Origin of the sequence: Phocaeicola faecium, from assembly GCF_014837055.1 — a bacterium.
Classification (GTDB): domain Bacteria; phylum Bacteroidota; class Bacteroidia; order Bacteroidales; family Bacteroidaceae; genus Phocaeicola; species Phocaeicola gallinarum.
This window is the reverse complement of record NZ_JACSPQ010000002.1, coordinates 94878-119322: the sequence shown is the minus strand read 5'-3', so window position 1 is coordinate 119322 and position 24445 is coordinate 94878. Positions and strand designations below refer to the sequence as shown.

15 protein-coding genes are annotated in these 24445 nt (G+C 44.0%); 12 read left to right on the top strand and 3 right to left on the bottom strand.

The window, feature by feature from the left end; translation table 11 throughout:
* Positions 1-123: 123 nt before the first annotated feature.
* The gene (locus H9626_RS06100; RefSeq protein ID WP_191709924.1) at positions 124-294 is read right to left on the bottom strand and encodes a hypothetical protein; all 171 of its coding nucleotides are present in this window, start codon (positions 292-294) and stop codon (positions 124-126) included.
* A 124-nt stretch (positions 295-418) separates the two neighbouring features.
* Here H9626_RS06100 and rsmI point away from each other — a divergent pair, with 124 nt between their 5' ends.
* A complete protein-coding gene (gene rsmI, locus H9626_RS06095; protein WP_191709923.1) occupies positions 419-1099 on the top strand; it encodes a 16S rRNA (cytidine(1402)-2'-O)-methyltransferase in 681 nt (226 codons plus the stop codon).
* A 19-nt stretch (positions 1100-1118) separates the two neighbouring features.
* Positions 1119-1973, top strand: coding sequence for a Cbp1 family collagen-binding glycoprotein adhesin (locus H9626_RS06090; RefSeq protein WP_178256453.1), 855 nt, complete (start codon positions 1119-1121; stop codon positions 1971-1973).
* Between the two features lie 139 nt (positions 1974-2112).
* On the opposite strand, the gene H9626_RS06085 is transcribed toward H9626_RS06090, so the two are convergent.
* The gene (locus H9626_RS06085) at positions 2113-3609 is read right to left on the bottom strand and encodes a RagB/SusD family nutrient uptake outer membrane protein (protein ID WP_191709922.1); all 1497 of its coding nucleotides are present in this window, start codon (positions 3607-3609) and stop codon (positions 2113-2115) included.
* Positions 3610-3621: 12 nt separating this feature from the next.
* On the bottom strand, positions 3622-6687 hold the full coding sequence (locus tag H9626_RS06080; RefSeq protein WP_191709921.1) for a SusC/RagA family TonB-linked outer membrane protein: 3066 nt from the start codon (positions 6685-6687) through the stop codon (positions 3622-3624).
* A 340-nt stretch (positions 6688-7027) separates the two neighbouring features.
* Between H9626_RS06080 and H9626_RS06075 the strand changes: the two genes are divergently transcribed.
* The 10 genes from H9626_RS06075 (at position 7028) to H9626_RS06030 (ending at position 24390) form a co-directional block, all read left to right on the top strand.
* Positions 7028-8191 carry a site-specific integrase gene (locus H9626_RS06075; RefSeq protein WP_178255597.1) on the top strand — a complete coding sequence of 388 codons (1164 nt, stop codon included), beginning with the start codon at positions 7028-7030 and terminating at the stop codon, positions 8189-8191.
* A gap of 339 nt (positions 8192-8530) precedes the next feature.
* The gene (locus tag H9626_RS06070; protein ID WP_191710001.1) at positions 8531-11368 is read left to right on the top strand and encodes a SusC/RagA family TonB-linked outer membrane protein; all 2838 of its coding nucleotides are present in this window, start codon (positions 8531-8533) and stop codon (positions 11366-11368) included.
* Positions 11369-11395: 27 nt separating this feature from the next.
* On the top strand, positions 11396-12928 hold the full coding sequence (locus H9626_RS06065) for a RagB/SusD family nutrient uptake outer membrane protein (RefSeq protein WP_191709920.1): 1533 nt from the start codon (positions 11396-11398) through the stop codon (positions 12926-12928).
* A gap of 489 nt (positions 12929-13417) precedes the next feature.
* Positions 13418-16378, top strand: a complete 2961-nt coding sequence (locus H9626_RS06060; RefSeq protein ID WP_438616938.1) for a SusC/RagA family TonB-linked outer membrane protein — start codon at positions 13418-13420, stop codon at positions 16376-16378.
* A gap of 27 nt (positions 16379-16405) precedes the next feature.
* Complete coding sequence (locus H9626_RS06055) at positions 16406-17893, top strand: SusD/RagB family nutrient-binding outer membrane lipoprotein (RefSeq protein ID WP_178255599.1); 1488 nt, start codon at positions 16406-16408, stop codon at positions 17891-17893.
* 24 nt (positions 17894-17917) lie between these two features.
* Entirely contained in the window at positions 17918-18613 is a 696-nt protein-coding gene (locus H9626_RS06050; RefSeq protein ID WP_178255600.1) for a BT_2262 family domain-containing protein, read from the top strand.
* Positions 18614-18627: 14 nt separating this feature from the next.
* Positions 18628-19107, top strand: coding sequence for a lipid-binding protein (locus tag H9626_RS06045; RefSeq protein WP_191709919.1), 480 nt, complete (start codon positions 18628-18630; stop codon positions 19105-19107).
* A gap of 452 nt (positions 19108-19559) precedes the next feature.
* On the top strand, positions 19560-20816 hold the full coding sequence (gene hflX, locus H9626_RS06040; RefSeq protein ID WP_178255602.1) for a GTPase HflX: 1257 nt from the start codon (positions 19560-19562) through the stop codon (positions 20814-20816).
* 13 nt (positions 20817-20829) lie between these two features.
* A complete protein-coding gene (locus H9626_RS06035; RefSeq protein WP_191709918.1) occupies positions 20830-22818 on the top strand; it encodes a DUF4954 family protein in 1989 nt (662 codons plus the stop codon).
* Between the two features lie 21 nt (positions 22819-22839).
* The gene (locus tag H9626_RS06030; protein ID WP_191709917.1) at positions 22840-24390 is read left to right on the top strand and encodes a TlpA family protein disulfide reductase; all 1551 of its coding nucleotides are present in this window, start codon (positions 22840-22842) and stop codon (positions 24388-24390) included.
* The last annotated feature ends 55 nt before the right edge of the window (positions 24391-24445 follow it).

Sequence of the window (24445 nt, the reverse complement as noted above, 5' to 3'; positions counted from 1 at the left end):
ATCAGTTTATTCTGTAACGCCGAAACGTTACGCTTTCTATTACACAAACGGCGTGCCAAAAAGCAAATGGCTCTCTGCCATTTATTTCTTTCGGCGAAGTATGACATTTTAGCTGACAACCTGTCAGTCGGACAGGCGGTTTTGAGGCTCAAGTTGGCAGTGTAAAACGCTACGGGTAGCGTTGCCATACGCAAGCGGTAGCGTTACCCAACGCTTCCCATAGAAATGCCACGTCCTATGGGTAGAATTTTTCCACCTGCCGGTCAGGTGTTTTTCAAGCCATTCCAGCCTCATTCAGAGTTTAATTAAAGCACCCCTCCGAGATGGGAAAACACAACATCTGTTAAATATTAAGTAAATGACATCCACGGATGCAAAAACTTTCTACCTTTGTTTTCTATAGTAATTATTTAAGCAGATGGGAATACTGTATGTGGTACCTACTCCGGTAGGAAATTTAGAAGACATGACGCTGCGAGCTATCCGCGTGTTAAAAGAAGCAGATTTGATTCTGGCAGAAGATACGCGCACCTCCGGCATCTTGCTGAAACATTTCGAAATAAAAAATACCATGCAATCGCACCACAAATTCAACGAACACCAGACGGTGGAAAACGTGGTAGAGCGCATCAAGACAGGCGAAACGGTTGCACTGATTTCGGATGCAGGCACGCCGGGCATATCTGATCCGGGATTTCTCATCGTGCGTGAATGTGTGAGAAACGGCATTGAAGTCCAGTGCCTGCCGGGAGCCACGGCTTTTGTGCCGGCGTTGGTGTCATCCGGACTTCCGGACGAACGTTTTTGCTTCGAAGGCTTCCTGCCCCAAAAGAAAGGACGCATGACAAGGCTGAACGCTTTACGTGAAGAAACACGTACGATGGTGTTTTACGAATCTCCTTTCCGCCTGCTGAAAACCTTAACCCAGTTTGCCGAAACATTTGGCGCAGAACGGCCGGTTTCCGTTTGCCGGGAGATTTCGAAAGTTCACGAAGAAAGCGTACGAGGAACGCTCGAAGAGGTTATCGCCCACTTCACAGCAACCCCTCCCCGGGGAGAAATAGTTATCGTATTAGGAGGGAAAGAAACTAAATTATAAATATCTAAACTGAATAAGTATGAAGAAGGTTGTATTATTTTCATTATGTGCTGCCGCATTCATGGCATCATGTACGAATACTGGAAAACAGAACGAGACCTTGCAAGCTCAAAACGACTCTTTGAGACTTGAACTTTCTAACCGCGACTCAGAGTTGGATGACATCATGGGGTCATTTAACGAAATCCAAGAAGGCTTCCGCGAAATCAATGAAGCAGAAAATCGCGTAGACCTGCAAGGGGGAACACTTGAAAGCAAATCGGCTGCCGAGAAGATAAAAGAAGACATCCGTTTTATCAGCGAAAAATTAAAGTCGAACCGCGAACAGATTGCCAAATTGGAGAAACAGTTGGCTAACAGCAACTATCAGTCGGAACAGCTCAAAAAAGCCATCAAAAACCTGACTGCCGAACTTAACGCAAAGCAACAGCAAATAGAAACGCTCCAATCGGAACTGGCTGCCAAGAATATCCGCATAGCGGAACTTGATGAGGCTGTAAGCGACTTGAACAAGAACGTTGACGAGCTGAGTGCTGAAAACGAAGTAAAAACCCGCACGGTGGAGGCTCAAGACAAGGCTCTGAACACGGCATGGTATGTTTTCGGAACAAAATCGGAGCTGAAAGACCAAAAGATTTTAAAACGCGGAGACGTGTTGAAAGACAATGACTTTAACAAAGATTACTTTACTCAGATTGACATCCGTACCGACAAGGTTATCAAGTTATATTCAAAACGTGCCCAACTGCTGACTACTCATCCCGAAGGTTCTTACGTATTGGAGAAAGACAGCGAAGGACAGTTGACGCTGAAAATCACTAACCCCACGGATTTCTGGAGCGTATCACGCTATCTGGTTATTCAGGTTCGATAAGACGAATCTTTAATCTCATTCCAATTCTATAAAAAATCCTCCCAGTCTCAATTTTGAAATCGGGAGGATTTTTTTATTAGTTACTTTCAGGCTTAAACCGAAATATTCTCTGTTATTATTCATTGTCTGATGAAACAAATCAGTAACCCGGATTTTGTTTCATTTCAGGGTTAGCATTCATTTCGTATTCGGGAACGGGAAGTAACGTTTTATAAAAATCACGATTAAAACTACGCGCTTCTTCGGTTAACGCTTGCTGCCAGCCTTGATCAGCTGTAGATATATAACGTACTATCGTCTCGTTATTACGCATAGCGTCGAAGAAACGATGTCCCTCTCCTACCAACTCTTTACGACGTTCTTTCAATATAGCCTCCAATGTTACCGGAGAAGCAGCATGTTTGGTAGGGTTCGCACGGTTGACAATGGCATCCAAATATGTATATGCCTTGTCTTGCTCTCCTCCTTTAACAGCAGCTTCGGCAGCATTCAGATAAACTTCAGACAAGCGGAACAACGGAATATTGTTGTAACGGATATCCGTATCTTGAGAGTTCGTATCCCCAAACTTAATCATAAAGACCGGATTTGTTTTATACTTATCAATAAAATCGGCCTTTACCGGTGCAACCAAAATACTGTGACGCACATCATCAGGGTCTTCATTTAGCAAATCAAGAAATTTTTTGGTAACGATTGCATCGGCATAGCCATCCTCGCTATACAGATAAGCGATGCCTTCACGGTCAGTCCAGTCGGTAGAGTTCGTGATAGCAAACTCGAACAAGATTTCTTTGCCGTGGGCGGAACTTGTTTCCTGCCATGCTCCTGCATATTCAGCATTGCTCCACAATGTATAAGATGAGTTTTTAATCACATCTTCTGCTACAGCCAACGCATTTTCATTTTCGCCCATTGTGAGATACACTCTTGCCAATAACGCCTTTGCTGCCCATACATTCATATAAACATTTGATGAAGCATCGGTAGACAATGCCCCCGAATTAATGGCATCCGTTAAATCGGTAATAACTTGCCTATATACCTCGGCAACAGTGTTTCGAGGTAGTTTCTCTTCCGCATCTATTACTGAAGTTACCACTGGAACTCCCAAAGAAGCTCCATCATCGGCTGTATAAGTCTTTCCGTAAATCCTTACCAAATCGAAATGTGCCAACGCACGTACTACCCTCGCTTCTGCTGCATATTGTGAAATGATAGCTTGAGCCGTTTCTTGGTCAGACAGACCGCCTGCTTCGGCAGCAGCAATCACACGGTTTGCTCGTCCAATGACTAAATAAGGCACCTGCCACATATTCGGGGCATTATTCGCTGTAGAGTAAGTAAAATCATAACAAGTTTTAGTTCGAGAACCCGATGCTTCGTTCTGCATATCCTCACCACGCACATCACCGTAATAAAACATACGTGCACCGTAGTAATCAGGGAACGTAGACGAACCTTTCAATATTTGATACATGCCGATACGTGCCGTATTCAGGTCTGAACTCGACTTGATAGCCTCCGTATCCTCAACTCCGTCTACCGGAGTCCGATCCAACCAATCGCCTGCGCATGAAGTCATACCTGTCAGCACGAGGCTGAATGCTAATGTTTTATATATTAACTTTATCATAATTAGTGTTCATTAAAAACCGATTTCAATACCAAATGTATAAGTTCTCAAGGCTGGAGTTTCGAAAGTACACAATCCGTCAACAGGCATTTCCGGGTCTACATACAAGTCTTTCGATTTCCACGTCAGCAAATTACTTGCTGAGAAATAAATACGAGCTTTATTGAATCCTAACTTTGTGAGGTAGTTTTCCGGCACGTTAAAACCAAGTGACAAGTTTTTAACACGCAAATAATCGGTAGGCATCAACCAACGTGAAGAATTAACTCGTGTATTCCCGTACTTGAATTTCGGAAGTTTTGCATTATCCCCCGGCTGCTGCCACATGTCCTCCAGTTTATAGTAATCAGGAATTGAACCCTGCGAAGTATTAGAACCGCCGTTATCATGCAACCAAGTAGCATAATCGTATGCGTTTCCACCGATAGAATAAGTCAACGTCAAGTTGAAATCGATAAACTTCCACTTCAGGTAGTTAGTCAAACCTCCTTCTACTTTCGGGTCGTGATGAGCTACGATGACTTGTTTTGCTTCTGCCACATTGGTAGTGGTTTCGTTCGTACCACCGTTCTTATAATACATTTCATTACCGGTTTGAGGATCTACGCCGGCATATTCATACATATAATAAGAATAGTAAGGCTCACCCACTCGATGAATCAAAACCGGATTTACGGCATCAATTGTTTCAGTTTGTACACCATCCAACTTCACAACTTTATTTTTATTGTGTCCCAAATTCAACGATGTAGTCCACATAAAATCTTTAGTCTGAATATTGGTAGAAGAAATGCTAAATTCAACACCGCTATTTCTCAACGAACCTATATTCTGCAACATAGCAGCTGAATAATTAGTATCTTCATAATAACCGGGAACAAACGAAATCGGCATGTTCATCAGCAAATCGCTGGTTGTACGGTTATAATAATCCAAAGTCAAAGAAAGGCGTTCGAATAGAGTCAAATCCAAACCGATATTAAACGCTTTGTTCTTTTCCCACTTCAAATTAGGATTACCTACACCAATAATACCCATACCCGATTGATTATTATATTTCTGACCATACTTATATAAGTTCATATAAGCATAATAATCGCTGGGCTGCGTACCGTTCACACCGTAAGACACACGCAGTTTACCATCGGTAATGACATCGCGCAATGACTCCATGAAAGATTCTTGCATAAATCTCCATGAGCCTGAAACCGACCAGAAGTTACCCCAACGGTTGTCTTTAGCCAAACGAGAACTTCCGTCACGACGGAAACTTCCACCGATATAGTAGCGATGGTCGAAATTATAGTCAATACGTCCCAAATAAGAGGTCAATCGTGAAGACTGTGCATAAGTCTCAGCTGAAGTTTCTCCGGCATTGATCAACTCGTTCAACAGTCCGGGGAATTGTTGACCCGAAGCATAAGTATAACCTGTTTTGTAATCCTCGGTTTCAAATCCCAACAAAACATCCAAGTTATGCTTTTGAGCAAATGTCTTCACGTAAGTCAACTGAGTCTGTGTATTCAGCGTTTCATTATATCCTGTATAACGCTGCATTACACCATTAGAAGAACGCCCATCATTAGAACGCGGGTCCCACCAAACATCTTGTATAATATTAGTATAATCGAATGAAATCTTCTCACGCAATTTCAATGCATCCCAAATAGTCCACGTAGCAGCAATCGTATTAAATGAACGTGTAATCTTACTGCGGTCATAGTTATATGTAGCAGACTGAACCGGGTTAGCCCCATTGGTCAACGGAAAGTTCGTACTGAAATTCCCTTCCTCATCATAAACCGTCATCGACGGAGAAGCCGTCCATGCATACGACATAATCGGGCTGGCAAAAGCCGCACCTTCAGTTTCCTGATCTTGGTTTACACGAGAAAACAAGGTAGAAGCCTCCAGACGGATACGTCCGCTTTCATGAGTCACATTGGCAGTACCTGTAAAGCGTTCCAATCCGGCATTCATTGTGATACCTTCCTGCTTAGTATAAGCCAATGAAGAATAAAATTTTGTTTTTTCATTGCCACCCTGAGCGTTGATCTCATAATTCTGATGGCTACCGTTCTTAAACAAAATATCTTTCCAGTTCGTCCATCCGTTTGCCGGCTTAGCTGCATACTTGTCTATATTGTCTTCCGCATAAGCCAAAGCTCCTGCTTCACTTTCGCCCATTTCATCAATAGCATAATTTTTCAGGCCAGTCTTAATCAACTCACGGCGTGCATCTCCATCCAAAACCGGACGATAATTGATAGCCATGTTAGAGAAACCCCAGTCGCTACGGAAATTAAACTGTGTTTTTCCGGCAGCACCTTTCTTGGTAGTAATGACAATCACACCGTTTGCCGCACGCGAACCATAAAGGGAGGCAGCCGCAGCATCCTTAATAACCGTAATAGACTCAATATCGTTACTATTCAAAGTAGACAATATATTTGTACCTGTACTATTATATCCACCTCCGGTAGCAGGATCATTAAACCCACTTATGTTACCAGATAACATTGGAGTTCCATCAATTACATACAACGGGTCATTACCTGCATTCATAGACCCCATACCGCGAATACGAATAGAAGTAGTAGCTCCCGGAGCACCGGAGAAAGAACTAATTTGCACACCGGGGATAGAACCCGCCAACTTATCCTCCATAGACACGGTAGGAACATCTTTCAGTTTATCGGGTGACATAGTTGAAGCAGCTCCTGTAAATGAAGACTTTTTAAAAGTACCATATCCCGTTACGATAACTTCATCCAACACTTCAGAATCAGAGTGCAACACCACTTTCACTACCGGCTGAATCTTAACCTCTTGCGATTCCAGTCCGATGAAAGAAATCACTAAAGTTTCCGCCGAACTTGGCACATTGCTCAACGTAAAATTACCGTCAATGTCGGTAACTGTACCTACAGTGGTTCCTTTTACCAACACTGATGCGCCCACAACGGGTAAACCGTCTTCGTCCGAAGTGACATTACCTGTCACCTTAGAAACCTGAGCGTTTACCAGACCTATGCCTATGAATAGACAGGTCATTAACAGCATCAATTTTCTTTTCATAAAAATCTCTCTTAAAGTTTAACTTTACATTAATAAATTTTCATTCACTCTAACAAGGCGCAAAGATAATGATAAAATTTTTATTTTTTACGATTATTCAAGTATTATACCCAAAAAAGTTGCTTTTTAACACTTTTACCTCGATAAAATGAATTTCAAATGAATATTTTTTCGTAAAATACTTATTTTTTTGTTAGAAAGTATCATTCCGAACTGTGTTATAAAAGGTAAATATTTTGTAAGGTCTTTATAATTTTAATTTATTACTAAGCAACGGCTGTTAATCCTTTTTTATTAACTGAAACCTATTTTTTATTGTATTTCATTAAAAAACAAACGTATGAGAAAGATTAATTACCGACTGGTGTACAACCGCAAAAAAAAGTTAAACAAAGAAGGCAAAGCATTGATTCAGGTGGAAGCATATCTGGAGAAAAAGAAGATTTACTTTTCGACACATTTATATATATTTCCCCGACAATGGGACGCAAAACACGGACAAATTGTTTCACACCCGCAAGAAGAAGAATTGAACCGAATGCTTGATGAGTTTATATTAAGTCTTCAGGCAAAAGAATTAAACTGCTGGAAACAAGGAAAACCGATTTCACTGGCACTGTTGAAAAGCGAAATGACGAAAAACGAACAAAAAGCAACGGGAGTTTTGGCGTTCAGTAGAAAATGGGTAGAACAATCATTGCGCAAAGACAGTACCAAAAACAACATGAAAACCACGCTCGACATCTTGCAGGCGTTCCGTCCGTCGCTCAGTTTTCACGACCTGACCTATAATTTTTTGCTTGAGTTTGAAAGTTTCATGATTAGCCGTCGGTATCAGGTCAACACGATAGCCAAACACATGAAACATTTGCGTACGATAACCAACGAGGCAATTCGTCAGGGGTATTTAAGCTACGATACGTATCCTTTTCAGAATTATCGGATAAAAACAACACAAGGCAAACATGTTTTTTTGCTTCCGTCGGAAGTCAAGCAGTTAGAAACGTTGACCTTACCGAGCCACGACGCGCACTTACAGCATACGCTTGATGCTTTTTTATTTTGTTGTTACAGTGGATTGCGCTACTCTGATTTTGTCCGGCTGACGGCTCAAAACCTCATTACAGTAGACGGATGTCAATGGCTTAGTTTCCGTTCACAAAAAACGGGAGTTAAAATCAGCCTTCCTCTTTATTTGCTTTTCCACGGGAAAGCGCTCACTATATTAGACCGTTATAAGTCTGATTTGAAATCATTTTTTTCGCTACCGCTCAACTCTACCGTCAACCGTGAGCTGAAAAGAATAAAAGTATTGGCAAAGTTAAACAAACATTTTTCTTTTCACACCGCCCGACATACCCACGCCACATTATTAATATATAATGGTGTACAAATAACCACGGTTCAAAAGCTGTTAGGACATCGCAGTGTAAAGACAACAGAAATTTACAGCGAAATCTTCTCAGGAACAATCATCAAAGACCTGAAACAGTGTAAGTTTTAACTCCGCCAATCATGTTATCTTTCATCAATAAATTCCAGCTTCATCATTTGCCTCGCCCGCCTTCAAAATAGGGATTGATTTTCAGCACTTTATGTTTCACAAAATTCTACCGCATGTTTTGGTCAACGCAAGCCTTTGTTTTGGTTAAAACATGCGGTAAAACCTTATAACGCTTCCCATAGAATTTTAGAGGGCGTCAACATATCCTCAGAAGCCCAAAGAACACTTTGGGTAGAACCTTTTTATCCGACATGGGCTTTCAGTTTTATAGAATTAGGGTTGCCGCATAGAACATCTTTGACGAATAAAGAGTAATACGCTGATTAACAATATATTATAATATTTAATAGTTCGGCGGAAACTTTAGTGATTTCTTTCATCGGACTGGAATCGCAAGAGGTTAAGATTCAGCCGGTTGTGAAGGTTGTGCTGAAGTCGGATGCTGAAGTGTTGGACGAAGTTGTGGTAACAGGTTACGGTAACTTTAAGAAATCTTCATTTACCGGTTCTGCTTCAAGCATAACCACAGAAAAATTGGAAGATGTACCGACTGTCAGCGTACAAGACCGCTTGGCAGGTTCGGTTTCCGGTGTGCAGATTACTTCTACTTCCGGACAGCCCGGTGCCGTTGCTTCAATCCGTATCCGCGGTATGGGTTCTATCAATGCCAGCAACGAGCCTCTGTATGTAATCGATGGAGTTCCGATGCTGAATACCAACGTCAGTGAGTTCTCTTATGCCGACTCTGGTAACAGCTTGATGGCTACGCTGAACAGCAATGACATTGAGTCAATGACGGTTATCAAGGATGCTGCGGCTGCTTCACTTTACGGTTCGCGTGCGGCAAACGGTGTGATTGTTATCACGACCAAGAAGGGTGCTGCAGGAAAGACTCGTTTTAATGTAAGAAGCGACTGGGGTTTTTCTAACATGGCTATCAACTACCGCCCGATTCTGAACGGAGCTGACCGTCGCGAAATCTTGCATCTGGGTTTGAAAAACTATGCGATGAATCAAGGAGAAACAGAAGCTGACGCAATTGCTTTTGCTGATTCAAACATTGACCAATTTGCTGCCGAACCGTGGTCGGGCTATACCGATTGGAAAGACGTTTTGTTCCGCAACGGTTTCCACCAGAATTACGAAATCAGTGCACAAGGTGGTAACGACAGAACGAGTTTCTACTCTTCATTCTCATACATGAAACAAGACGGTATTACTAATGTATCAGGTTACGAACGTTTCACAGGTAGAGCCAATGTAACGCATAAGGCAGGAAGAATTACGTTGGAAGCCAATGCAATGTTTACCAACTCTAATCAGAATGTAAATAATGAAGGTACAAGTTATGCCAGCCCCATCATGTGTTATGCCATGACTGCATCTCCTTCTACATTCCCGTATAATGAAGATGGTTCTTTCAGTACAAACTTCCCTGCACTGAATGGAGCTAACCCGGTACAAACAGAAACCTATAACTATAACCGCAGTACCGTAAACCGTTTCTTGGGTTCAATGGCTGCTACATGGAACATTTGGGACAACCTGAATGTGAAAGAGGTTATCAGCTACGACTTCAACCAAAACAACGAGCGTGTATGGTGGGATCCGCGTTCTAACGATGGACGTTCATCGAACGGTGTTTACCAACGTGTAATGGGTAACCGTGGCAAATTGAACACACAGACTCAGTTGACTTATAATAAAACTATTGCCCAAAAGCATAACATCGATGTTTTGTTAGGCTTCGAAACAGAAGATTACCGTTACGATTATGTGTATGCAAACGGTAATACTTATCCTTCATACTTGCCTGAAATCAATAATGCAGGAGACACTCGTGCAGCAAGTGTTGTGAATCGTTATCGTATGACTTCGTTCTTGGGACGTTTTAACTATGATTACGATGGACGTTACTACTTTAGCGCAAGCTACCGCCGCGACGGAAGTTCACGTTTGTCAAGAGAAAGCCGCTGGGGAGACTTCTGGTCTGTTTCTGGTTCATGGAGAATTTCGGGTGAATCATTCATGGAAGATATAAAAGATGTGATTACAGACGCTAAACTTCGTGTATCTTACGGTGTCAACGGTACGCAGCCCAGCGATTACTATGCTTACATGGGACTGTACGGTTACGGATATAACTATGGTAAAAATGCCGGTTCAGCCGAAGAAACCATCGAAAACCCGAACATGAAATGGGAAAAGAACTATGCTACCAATGTAGGTCTTGACTTGACGTTGTTCCATCGTTTGAGTTTGACTTTCGAATGGTATAACCGCGATACAAAAGACCTTTTGATGGATAAAGCTATTTCCGGAGTAGTAGGTATTATCGACGGAGACGGCGATGCCAACACACTGATGAACGTAGGTTCTATGAGAAACCGTGGTTTTGAATTTGAGTTGAAATCAAACAACTTCGATAATGAGAACTTTACATGGACTACTACTTTCAATATCAGCCACAACAAAAACGAGTTGATAAAACTGGATGGCAGCCAGAACGAAATGATCAGTGGTCCGCTGATTCACCGCATCGGCGAATCTTATTACTCACTGTATGCTTATGAATATGCAGGTGTAGACCCCGAAACCGGTAAAGAAATGTTCTATAAAAACGATGGTACGAACGAAACCACTACCAATTATGCTGAAGCCAACAAGACTATTATCGGAAAAGTTGAACCGAAAGTACAGGGAGGTTTGAGCAACTATGTACGTTGGAAATGGATTGATTTCAACATGACATTGACTTATTCATTGGGCGGTCATGCGTACGACTATGCTACTTGGTTGCAATCAAACGGTGGTACGTATAACTATTTAGGTAACGTACCGGCATATTATAAGATAGAAGATACTTGGAAGCAACCGGGCGACAACGCGAAACTTCCGCAGTTTGCATACGGTAATACAAATGTTCAGTCTTCTCGCTGGATGATGTCTACTGACCATTTGCGTATCAAGAACCTGACACTCGGATTCACCATACCTGAAAACATTACCCGGAAATGGGGATTCAACAAGCTGAGAGCCTTTGTATCGGCAAGCAACTTGCTTACTTGGAAGTCGGACGGCTTGTATGTAGATCCTGAAACTCCGGTTAACGGATTGTGTACGTTTGAAACTCCGGCATTAAGAACGGTTACATTCGGTATTGAATTAGGTTTCTAATATAATTAACCCAGAACAGCAATTAAAATGAAAACATTATATAAATCATTAGCTTTGACGGTGGCAGTTATCGGATTGTCATCGTGTGTAAACGAATGGTTGGACTTGGATCCGTCGACCGGTGCTCCCAGCTCTTCTGCCATCGTAACCTATAATGATGCGAAAACAGCCATGTATGGTATGTACGACGGATTGCAGGGAAACTCTACCTACACGGAATACTATGCAGCCCGTATGTTTTATTACGGAGACGTTCGCGGCGACGATATGCAGGCACGTACTCAGGGAATGCGTTCTTCGTCATGCTACGAAATGAGATATGGAGAAGACGATGCACCCAGCATTTGGAACGTACCTTATAACGTAATCCGCCGTGCCAACCGTATCATTGAAGCTGTTGACAACGGTGCGATAGCCGATAAAGATGACTACGAAGCTGAAGTGAACAGCATCTATGCACAGGCTAAAGTGGTGCGCGCATTGGTTCACTTTGATTTGGTGAAAATCTACGGAATGCCTTATACGGCAGATAACGGTGCTTCATTAGGTATTCCTATCGTAACTACTCCCCTGACGATTGATGCGTTAGAAGGACGTAAAACCGTAGCCGAAGTTTATACGCAAGTGGTGAAAGACCTGACAGATGCCATTGATATGAATGCCCTGCCGGTATCAACAAAACCGGGCGAAAATCAGGGATACATCGACCAATGGGCTGCTAAAGCATTGTTGAGCCGTGTATACTTATATATGAATAACGATAAAGGTGCATTCGACATGGCAGAAGACGTTATCAAAAATTCTCCTTACCAGTTATGGGCGATGAACCAATATGCAGCTGCTTGGGATAAATCGGATGCCAATCACACCTCAGAAATGATTTTCGAACTGATTAACAGTGGCTCTGATGACTGGGCAGACCGTGAAGGTATCGGATACTTATATAACGAAGATGGATATGCTGACGCTATCTGTACAAAATCGTTTGTAGATATGCTTTCACAAGATGCTAACGACGTTCGTATTAACGTTATATTGCCCGTTCAAATGAAGCAGAATGAAGACGGTACACCCAGCGACATGTATAAAACGTATGGAGACAACCGTATTTTCATCGATAAGTTCCCGATGGGAAGCGAAGGGGATATGCGTTTGCAGAATTTGCCTATCCTGCGCTTGTCTGAAATGTATCTGAATGCAGCCGAAGCTGCCATGAAATTGGGTAATACATCGGATGCGGCTTACTATCTCAACGAACTTATCCAAAACCGTACGACAACATCAAGCCAACAAGTAACGGCTTCAAACGTTTCGTTGGAACGTATCTTGCTGGAGCGTCGTAAAGAACTGGTAGGCGAAGGACAGCGTTTCTTTGACGCAATGCGTAATAACGAAACCATCGTACGCTATGAAGACGAGAACAACAAAGGTTGGCATTACTCTCTGAATGCAGATTCACGTAAATTCGACCGCACATATTTCCGTGCTCTTTTGCCGATTCCTGTCAGTGAGGTAAATGCGAACAGCGTACTTCGCGAACAACAAAATCCGGGATATTAATAGAAACGGAGAGTTCCGAAAGATAACATTTTAAGAAGTGCTGAGTATTGTTTTGTATTAAATAATACTCGGCACTTCTATTTTTTTACATGGATTCGCTTAATCCTGTAATATATTTATAATAAACACATTACATTCCACCCGACAGATTGAAAAATTCTACCGTTAGAGTTGGTCGGTTCTATGGGTAGAAACTGTAAACTCTACCGCATGGGATGTGTAACACTACCCGTAGCGTTTTATGGGAGATTTTGGTGGGGAATTTCTTCCTGCATTTTCGCAGACATAAAAGTCTAAAAAGGTTCTGACTCAATTCACAAAATAGGAAAGAAATAGTACATAAAAGGTAGAAAATCGAAGTGGAAACCTCGCATAGAAGCAGCTACAACACATTCATACTCCGTTGCTTAAAGTTCATATAGTATTAATTATCAATACATTACATTCCCGTGTAGTTCGGCGGAAACTTTAGTGATTTCTTTCATCGGACTGGAATCGCAAGAGGTTAAGATTCAGCCGATTGTGAAGGTTGTGCTGCATTCTAACTCAGAGCAGTTGGAAGAAGTAGTGGTTACGGCGATGGGCATCAAACGCTCGGAAAAGGCGTTGGGATATTCGGCTACGTCAGTAGGTGGAGAAAAGATCTCTGAATCACGTACCTCGGATGTCATGTCGGCTTTGGCGGGTAAAATTGCCGGGGTGCAGATTTCGGCTACTTCATCCGACCCGGGAGCGTCTAACTCGGTTATTATTCGTGGTGTCAGCTCGTTGAGCGGAACAAACCAGCCTTTGTATGTTATCGACGGTGTGCCTTTGAATAACGATACGGAAAATTCAAGCGATGAACTTAATGCCGGTTTCGACTTCGGTAACGGTGCAAACGCGGTGAACCCTGACGATGTAGAGAATATGACTATCTTGAAGGGTGCTGCGGCTACGGCGCTTTATGGTTCGCGCGCGGCGAATGGTGTGGTTATGATTACCACCAAGACCGGTAAAAAGAACAAGGGATTAGGCATTGAATATAACGGTGGACTTCAATGGTCGAATATTCTCCGTGTTCCGGAAATGCAGAATGAGTTCGGTATGGGATGGAGCGGTACGCACACAATGTTGGAAAACGGTTCGTGGGGTCCGCGTTTCGACGGTTCTATGCAGTTGTATGGTAATGTTTATCAGAACTCTCAGAAGATGAAACCGTATTTGCCGGTAAAGAATAACATGAGAGACTTCTTTGATACGGGTTTCCGTTACAGCAACAGTTTGTCATTCAACGGAGCTACAGATAAAAGTACTTATTTCGTTTCTTTCTCGCAAATCAGCGATAACGGAATGATTCCTACGGATGCCGACTCGTATGACAAATACACCTTCTCGGCACGTGGCAGCCATAAAATTGGTAACTTGACGTTCAGTTCTTCATTGAACTATGCTTATCAGGAAAACAAGTTTGCTACAACCGGTCAAGGACTTTCCATGATTAACTCTTTGTGGCAAACTCCGCGTGACATTGATGTAAGATGGATGGAGAACCAAGACGACCCGTTCAATACTCCGGGATATTATTATACTCCTTACGGTGTAACCAACCCTTATTACGTATTGAATCACAATCTGAACAGTTATAATTCGGAACGTTTTTATGGTAAATTCCAGTTGGACTACGATTTCTTGAAATACTTCAAGTTTACGTACCGTATGGGCTTGGATAGCACTACCGGACAAAACGAATTCGGAACGGAAAACCTTTACGCTCTTTATTACGACGGAACTCCTAACGGTGTGGGTCAAGGCTCAAGTAGCCCGTTCAGCGGCGAAACCGGTGAATACCGCATCCGCACAAGCCGCCGCCGTGAAATCAACCAAGACTTGCTGTTGACTTTCACGATGCCTGTAAATGATTTCCACATCAATGCGCTGGTTGGTTTCAACGGCAACGAACGCCGATATTCTTATCAGCAATCTACCGTTACAAATTTAACCATCCCTACATGGTATAATTTGTCTAACTCTCCCGACACTCCGAACGTAACACAGTATTCGGAAATGCGTCGTTTGATGGGTGTGTTCGGACAATTCGAAGGTTCATGGAAAGACATGGTTTACTTGACAGTAACGGCTCGTAATGACTGGTCATCTACACTGCCGAAAGAAAACCGCAGTTTCTTCTATCCGGGCGTAACAGGAAGTTTCATTTTCAGCGAACTGTTTGACGACGAATTGAAAGACATCATCACCTTCGGTAAGGTGCGTGCAAGCTGGGGTAAGACCGGTAACGATGCTGATGTTTATATGATTAATCCGGTTTACGCTGCATCTGCCAACTCGATTGCATTTGGTAGCCTGACTTTCCCTTTGAACGGAGTTAATGCTTATTCGGTAGGTAATATTTTAGGTAGTAACACGTTGAGTCCTGAAATGACAACCGAATATGAATTTGGTTTGAACATGGCGTTCTTGCATAACCGTATTTCTTTCGACCTTGCTTACTATAACCGTAATTCCGACAAACAGATTATGTCATTGAGCATGGACCCTGCTACCGGATACACGGCTCAGAACATCAACTTGGGTAAGATTCGTAATCATGGTATCGAATTGCTGTTTAATGTAACTCCGATTGAAACCCGTGACTTTACTTGGGATGTTACGCTGAACTTTACCAAGAACTGGAGCAAGGTTATCAGCCTGCCGGAAGAATTGGGTGGAGAAACCGTTATTCAGGGTTTGAATGGTGGTACAAGTATGTATGCCATCGTAGGCCAACCGGTCGGTGTATTTAAAGCTGAAGCTGCCAAATACGATCCGGAAGGACATATCATCGTAAACTCCAGCACAGGTATGCCGGTTGCTGCAGACGAGTTCCAAATCTATGGCGATATGAACAACCGTTATCAGATGGGTGTGTCAACCAGACTTTCATATAAAGGAGTATCACTGAGTGCCGACTTCGATATCCGTCAGGGCGGTATCATGTATTCACGTACGAAGGATAACATCTACTTTACCGGTAATGCTATCCAAACTGCTTACAACGACCGTAACACGTTTATCATCCCGAACTCTGTAAACGAAATCGTTAATGCAGACGGAACGGTATCTTACGTAGAAAACACAACTCCGATTACAAGTTCTAATATATGTAACTATTACTATGATTCAACCGGAGGTATCGGTGGAGACTTGCAGCTGGTTAGCAAATCGTTTGTAAAACTTCGTTCTATCGTATTGAGTTGGGATTTGCCGAAGAAATGGCTTGCCAAAACTCCTTTGCAGGGCGTCAGAATCTCTGCTTACGGAAACAACCTGTTCTTGTGGACACCGTCAAGCAATACGTTTATCGATCCCGAAACCACCTCGTTCGGTAATGATTTGAGCGGAAACTATGGTGAGTTTTCTTCTAACCCGAGTTCACGTAATTTCGGTATAAACTTGAATGTTAAATTCTAAACTTAACTCAAAACAAAAGAAACATTTATGAAAAAACTTTTTCTATATACCACGTTAATTGCAGGGTTGTTGAGCAGTTGCGATTTGGACATCAATGACGACCCGAACTATCCCGGCAACGAAGACGTTACTCCCGACCTGATATTTCCTGCCGTTGAAGGAAGTATCGCTGCGGCCGTAGGAGGTGATATCCATAACTATGCTGGCTTTTTCGCTCAGTATTATGACCAAAAGCCCGAATCAAACCAATACAATGATTTGGCTCAATACCTGTTTAACGAATCATCACAGGTGCTGGATTATTCTTACCGCATCATGTATGCAGGTGCGCTGATGGATGCAAAAGAGGTTTTGGATAACAGCGAAAATGAAGCCGACCGCTTTGCTACAACCGTATTGCGTGCTTACGGACTCCAAGTGATGGTTGACAATACGAACGAAACTCCGTATACGGAGGCTTTGTTGGGAAATGAAAATCCTAACCCGAAATGGGATAACGGAGAAGACGTTTACAGAGGCGTGCTTGCCGAAATGGACGAAGCTGAAAGTCAACTGACAGACAATTCGGCTATGGACAGCGAAGATTTGGTATTCGACCAAAACCTTACCCAGTGGAGAGGATTTGCCAACGCACTTCGCCTGCGTATGTATTTGCGCTTCATCGATGCCAATATCGACAGAGACGAATTCATAAGCCGGGCTCAGACATTGGTTCAGAACAACGAATTCTTTACAGGTGACGCTGCTTTCTCCGGTTTCTCTAACGAAACAGACAAACGTAACCCGTGGTATGAAACGAATGCCGTCGGCTTAACCGGTAACCACTGTGCAGCTTATCCCATTATTTCGTATCTGCAATCAACCGGAGACGCCCGTATCTCATACGCTTTCGATGTTGCAACGGAAAGTAATACTTACGTAGGACAAATACCGGGCGGAAAAACGCGCTCGCAAGAAATAAATTCCGATTGGAAAAACAAAAACGTCAGTGCGTTTAACTATACACATTCAGACAATAGCGGAGCTACCCAACCGGTTTATTTCTTTACCCAAGCTGAACTGCAATTCCTGATTGCCGAAGTGCAATTACGCTTTAATAATAATGAAGCAGCGGCAAAAGCGGCTTACGAACGTGGTGTAGCCCACGACTTTGAAGTACGCGACATGGCAGGACAAGAAGATAATATCCTTTCTCTTTGGGATACAGCATCCGACAAGCTGGAACTGATTTATATGCAGAAATGGGTAGCACTGTTCTGCATGGATCACATGGAGGCATGGAGTGAAATCCGTCGTACCGACTGTCCGAAACTTACTACCGCTTCTCAGGAAGACCTTTTCGAGAACAATACTACGGGTTACAATCCCGGCGACTTGATTGAACCGTGGACCAACGGATTGCAGGGCGGAGGATTGATAAAGCGTATGAACTATCCGCAAAGTGCCCGCTTGCACAATACGAACACCCCGGCAGCAGTTCCGGGAAGCACACCGGTATGGTGGGACATCAAATAATCACTTTAAATGACGAAAAAACGTATGAAAAAATTTATTTATAGTATCATGGTAAGTGGGGCGCTGTTATTCGCCACCACTTCCTGTGAAGATTCAGTAGACGACCCCTCTGTGGTAACCTATTTTGCCGAACTGACCCTGAATGGAGACGATTTCATTAAACTGTCTGTCGGCGATACTTATACAGAACCGGGCTATACGGCTACCGAAGGCGAAGAAGACATTACGGACAGAGTTGTAATAAGCGGTACGGTGGATACCACGACACCGGGATTTTACGATTTAACTTATTCTGTTGCCAATACAGACGGATTTTCTGTTACTGATACAAGACAAGTAATGGTAGTAGATCCTAATAACTTCGCCAGCGCTTATTTCGGAGAAACAGCAATCGGAACCCGTCACTATACTGATGCTCCGGTAGTGATTTCCGACAATGGTGATGGAACTTACACGATTGACGACTTGCTGGGAGGTTTCCAATGGTACGGACTGAATCCGGGATTCGAACCGACTTACGACTTCCATGCAGAAGCCATCATAACACTCAACGCCGATAACACTATCAGTTTGCAGGAAGTAGGCAGTTGGTCATCTGATGCACTGGGCATTACCGACCCGTTGACAATACAGAGCGGCTCGTACGATCCCGCAACAGGCGTAATCACGTTAGCAATAGGTTATGCCGGCAGTACTCTTTCTGTAACATTAACTAAATAAGCATTCAACGAATTATGAAAAAATATTTGATACTATTATTAACCGCACTGTCAGTATCTTTCACGTCATGCGATAACGAAACAGAACCGGGCGGTACGGCAGTAGAAAAGATGGCAGGCGACTGGTGGGTCACTGCTACGATAATGCAAAACGGAAATGAGGTAGGCGATTCAGGCGCAGGACATTTCCGCATGTACACATACAATACGGCAGCCAATGTTCCGACTGAAATGTGGCTGGAAGACGGTGGAAACTTTCGGAATTATAAAGTAAGAGTAAACGTAGACTACAATGCCCGCACCTTTACCACCAATGATTTCGTAGAAGGAGTAAGAATCACGGAAGGTAAAATCATGGAAGGCGCAGCAACTACTCCCAGCGGAATGCCGGCAGACAGCATCGTTTACATGATTCAGTTTGACGATGACCCTAACGGATTGACTTACAAGGTTTCCGGATTCCGTCGTACCGGATTCCCGAATGATGACTTCTAATTAAAACAGAGACACATCGACCTATAAAAAGCTGCCGGATTTGTTGTAAATCCGGCAGCTTTTTTTATGCTTACATACCGCCTGTTTTATCGGGAAAAACGCTACCGTTAGCGTTAGTTGTTCCAAGCGGTAGTGTTGTCCGGTTCTACCCATAGCGTTGCCCGGTTCTATGGGTAGAATTTTTTCATACCTCCCGACAATGCCGGATAACGTTCAAACAAACTTTTTATCCCGAAAAACCGAGCAAGACGAGCCGATGGATTTAAGATTTTACCTGTCTGCCTTTTGACCTGTCCCGGTATGCTTTCCCGTATTTTGCAAGAATAAAGAAAGACAGACCGGCATCATCAGTCGGATATGGAAACAAATTGTTATGAAAAAAAGCGCATATCTCATTACAGATGTGCGCTTTTTCGCTATATTTGCCACGTTTAGTAAATAAAATAAGCTGAATGAAAGAATTTGTAATATCAAAAGCGCAAACCGAAAAAGCGGTTCTGGTAGGTTTGATTACACAAACCCAGAACGAACGTAAAACGAATGAATATCTGGATGAACTGGCTTTTCTCGCCGAGACGGCGGGGGCGGAAGTCGTAAAACGTTTCACCCAAAAGCTGGATACACCAAACTCAGTTACCTACGTAGGTAAAGGTAAACTGGAAGAAATAAGTGCGTATCTTGCTACGCAGAACGAAGACGAGGAAACTGAAATAGGTATGGTTATCTTCGATGATGAGCTTTCTGCAAAGCAGCTTCGCAACATCGAAAAAGAACTGAAGGTAAAGATTCTTGACCGCACGTCGCTGATATTGGATATCTTCGCCATGCGTGCCCAGACTGCCCATGCCAAAACACAAGTAGAGTTGGCGCAATATAAATACATGCTTCCGCGCTTGCAGCGACTGTGGACGCACTTGGAACGTCAGGGCGGCGGTTCGGGAGCCGGAGGCGGAAAGGGCTCTGTGGGGCTGCGCGGACCGGGTGAAACGCAGCTCGAAATGGACCGCCGTATCATCTTAAACCGTATGGCTTTGCTGAAACAACGCTTGGCGGACATCGACACGCAGAAAAGCACGCAGCGCAAAAACCGCGGACGACTAATCCGCGTGGCACTGGTGGGATATACCAACGTGGGGAAATCGACGCTGATGAACCTGCTTTCAAAAAGTGAGGTGTTTGCCGAAAACAAATTGTTTGCCACGCTCGATACCACGGTGCGTAAGGTTATCATTGAAAACCTGCCGTTCCTGCTGTCAGATACCGTAGGGTTCATCCGCAAACTGCCTACCGATTTGGTGGAATCGTTCAAATCGACTTTGGACGAAGTGCGTGAAGCAGACTTGCTGGTGCATGTGGTAGACATCTCCCACCCCGACTTTGAGGAGCAGATACAAGTAGTAGACAAGACGATAGCCGACTTGGGTGCAGGAGGAAAGCCTACCATGATTGTATTCAACAAAATCGACGCTTATACGTATATAGAAAAGGCAGCCGACGACCTTACGCCGAAAACCAAAGAAAACATTACGCTGGAAGAGCTGATGAAAACATGGATGGCAAAACTAAACGATAACTGCATCTTTATTTCGGCACGAAACAAAACCAACATTGAAGAACTGAGAACTTTATTATATACGAAAGTAAGGGAACTGCACGTACAGAAGTATCCGTACAACGATTTCCTGTATCAGACTTACGACGAGGAATAAAATAACGACAATCATGAAACCATACCGCTCACTTACCAATGAAGAAATTGCGCAACTGGAAAGTCAGCATTGCAGTGCAGCCGACTGGGGGAGCGTAGAAGTAGCCGAGGCTTTTAAAACCGACTACATACATCATACCCGCTTTTCGGGAAAAGTCCGTCTGGGTATATTCGAAGACGAATTCAAATTGGCAGGAGGCATGACCAAACATGCCGGACTGTTCTACGTTACGCTACATAACGTAACGGTGGGCGACAACTGTTGCATTGAAAATGTAAAGAACTACATAGCCAACTACCAGATAGGCGAACATACGTTTATCGAAAACGTAGATATCATTTTGGTGGATAAACGCAGCCGCTTCGGTAACGGCGTAGAAGTATCGGTTCTGAACGAAACGGGCGGACGCGAAGTGGTTATCCACGACCGCTTGTCGGCGCATCAAGCCTATATCATGGCGTTGTACCGTCATCGTCCTGCCCTGATTGAACGCATGAAACAAATCATCGGAGAATATGCCGATGAACATGCGTCGGAAACGGGTGTCATAGGCAAACATGTTACTATTGTAGATGCGGGCTATATTAAGAATGTACGCATCGGCGATTTTTGTGAAATAGAAGGGGCAGGAAGATTAAAGAACGGCAGCATCAACAGCAACGAGCAAGCTCCGGTACACATCGGATACGGTGTGATATGTGATGACTTCATTATATCGAGCGGCTCGCATGTAGAAGACGGTACGATGCTTACCCGCTGCTTTGTAGGACAAGCCTGTCACCTCGGACATAACTATTCGGCATCCGACTCGTTGTTTTTCAGCAACTGTCAGGGAGAGAACGGAGAGGCTTGTGCCATCTTTGCCGGACCTTTCACCGTTACCCATCACAAGTCTACGCTGCTGATAGCCGGTATGTTTTCATTCATGAATGCAGGGTCGGGGTCGAACCAAAGCAACCACATGTATAAGTTAGGGCCTATCCATCAAGGGGCATTGGAGCGGGGAGCCAAAACAGCATCCGACTCTTACGTCTTGTGGCCGGCACGTATCGGTGCGTTTTCGCTGGTAATGGGACGCCATGTGGCTCATCCCGATACGTCCAACCTGCCGTTCTCGTACCTGATAGAGGAAAAGAATACCACGTATCTGGTTCCGGGAGTAAACCTGCGCAGCGTGGGTACTATCCGCGATGCACAAAAATGGCCCAAACGCGATTTGCGTACCGACCCGAACCGCCTCGACCAGATAAATTATAACCTGCTCAGCCCGTACACCATCCAAAAGATGATGGCAGGAAGGAACATCTTAAAGGAATTGGCACGGGTATCGGGCGAGACGTCGGGCACTTATTCTTACCAAAGCGCGAAAATCAAAAACTCGTCGCTGAACAAAGGAATCCATTTTTACGAAACCGCCATCCATAAGTTTTTAGGTAATTCTGTTATCAAACGCTTGGAAGGCATTCGTTTTGAAAGCAATGAAGCTATCCGTACAAGACTGAAACCTGCCACCGAAACCGGTACGGGTGAATGGGTGGATATTTCGGGACTGATTGCTCCGAAGAGCGAAATCGAGCGGCTGATGAACGATATCGAATCCGGCAATCTGAATTCGGTAGACCGCATACACGACCGGTTTGCCGAAATGCACGCTCATTATTATACGTATGAATGGACGTGGGCTTACGAAAAGATGTTGGAGTTTTACGGACTTCAGGCTGAGCTAATAACGGCAAAAGACATTGCCGCTATCGTAAAACGCTGGCAGGAAGCCGTGGTATGGCTCGACCGCATGGTTTATGAAGATGCCAAGAAAGAGTTTTCACTGTCATCGATGACCGGATTCGGAGCCGATGGCAGCAAGGAAGAACAGATGCGCGACTTTGAGGAAGTGCGCGGCGTATTCGAAAGCAATCCTTTTGTCACGGCAGTCATCGAGCATATTAAGGTAAAAACCGAATTAGGAAACGAACTGATAGAACGTTTAAGCAATTTGTTGTAAAAAACAGGAAGTGATCAAGCCATGAAGCGAATCGTAAGAACAATCGTAGTGAGCATCTTATGCTGTCTGCCTGTATGGTTACAAGCACAACATATACAGAAACGGGTGGTTGAACATCCCGGATTTATTACGACCAACACAGCAGAAATAGAAATAAAGAAAATCATTCTGACCGACGAACAAACTCAGGTAGACGCGGTGATATACGGAAAACCGGGAGAAATAGCGGTTATCTCACCCGATACTTACCTGACAACCGAAAAAAACAGTTTCCGCTTACGGGAAGCTGAAAATATTTCCATCGGAGGAACCACTGAGCCGGAACGGATTCCTGAAAGCGGAAAACTGAATGTTACTTTCTCGTTTGCTCCCATTCCGAGGGGCGTTCATGAAGTCGACTTTGTGGAAGAGGAAACGGGATGGACTATTTACGGCGTTCAGCTCAGCCGGCAAGAACCCTACGTTTATATACCTAATTTTTTGAAATCGCAGCCGGAAAATACCATACCGGAGCTGCCTGAACCCGGATTGTCGGCCGGAAAAGCCGTTGTCAACGGATATTTGTTAGGATACGACACACGCATGGGGGTAGATATGTTGCTGACTTATACCGATAAACTGTTTCCCAATACGTGGAAAAACAATGTTACCGTACGTCAGGACGGTTCGTTCCATGCCGAAATCGACATGCTGCAACCCGATACGGTACACTTGTCGGTCAACAAAGCCATCTTGCCGATATTTCTTGTCCCGGAAGAAGAAGTCACCATTTATGTCAGTCTTCCACGCCTAAGCATGGCGGCATCTTCTTTGCTGGAAGACAAGTACAGACGGAAACAAAAGGCATGGTTTGACGGCGCAGCGGAAATCATCAATACCGAACTGGCTACGACAGGAACCTCGCACGCCTTGAAATCATACCGTCTGGCGGAAAAAGACCTGACACAAAACGATGCCGTAAAATCGGCTATCAGGAAAGACAAAGAGGCCGTCCGCCCGCTTTGCGAACGCTTGCTGAAAAATCCGATACTGACATCGGCAGACCGGAAGGTGCTGAAAGACCTGACTTTCGAAGACATCCGCCGATACGTTGAGCAGAAAAGCGAAACACTCTTGCTCGAAGCGGCACGCAGCGAATCGTCGCACGAGGCAGTTATCGCCACGCTGGATGACAAGATAGCCGGTTCAGACATCTTGCCACAGCTTATTGCGCCTCATCGCGGAAGAGCCATCCTGATTGATTTCTGGGCTACATGGTGCGGCCCGTGCCGGAAAAGCATTCGCGCCATGAAGCCGTTACGACAGAAATTGGCATCGAAAGACATTGTTTATATTTACCTTACAGGACCGTCGTCGCCCGAAAACATCTGGAAAGAAACGCTGAAAGAAATGACGGGCGTACACTTCCGGCTCACGGAAACGCAATGGAAGGATGTCTGTTCGGCTTACGGCATTACGGGCATTCCTGCTTACCTGATTATCAGCCACGACGGAAAACTGAAAAGCAAACACATCGGCTTTCCGGGAGCAGACATCTTAGAGAAAGACTTGCTGCGGGCTTCGGAAGAATAAATACTCTGCCACAAAACAGAAACCGGCGTGCCGGTGTTCAGTACGAACACGGGCA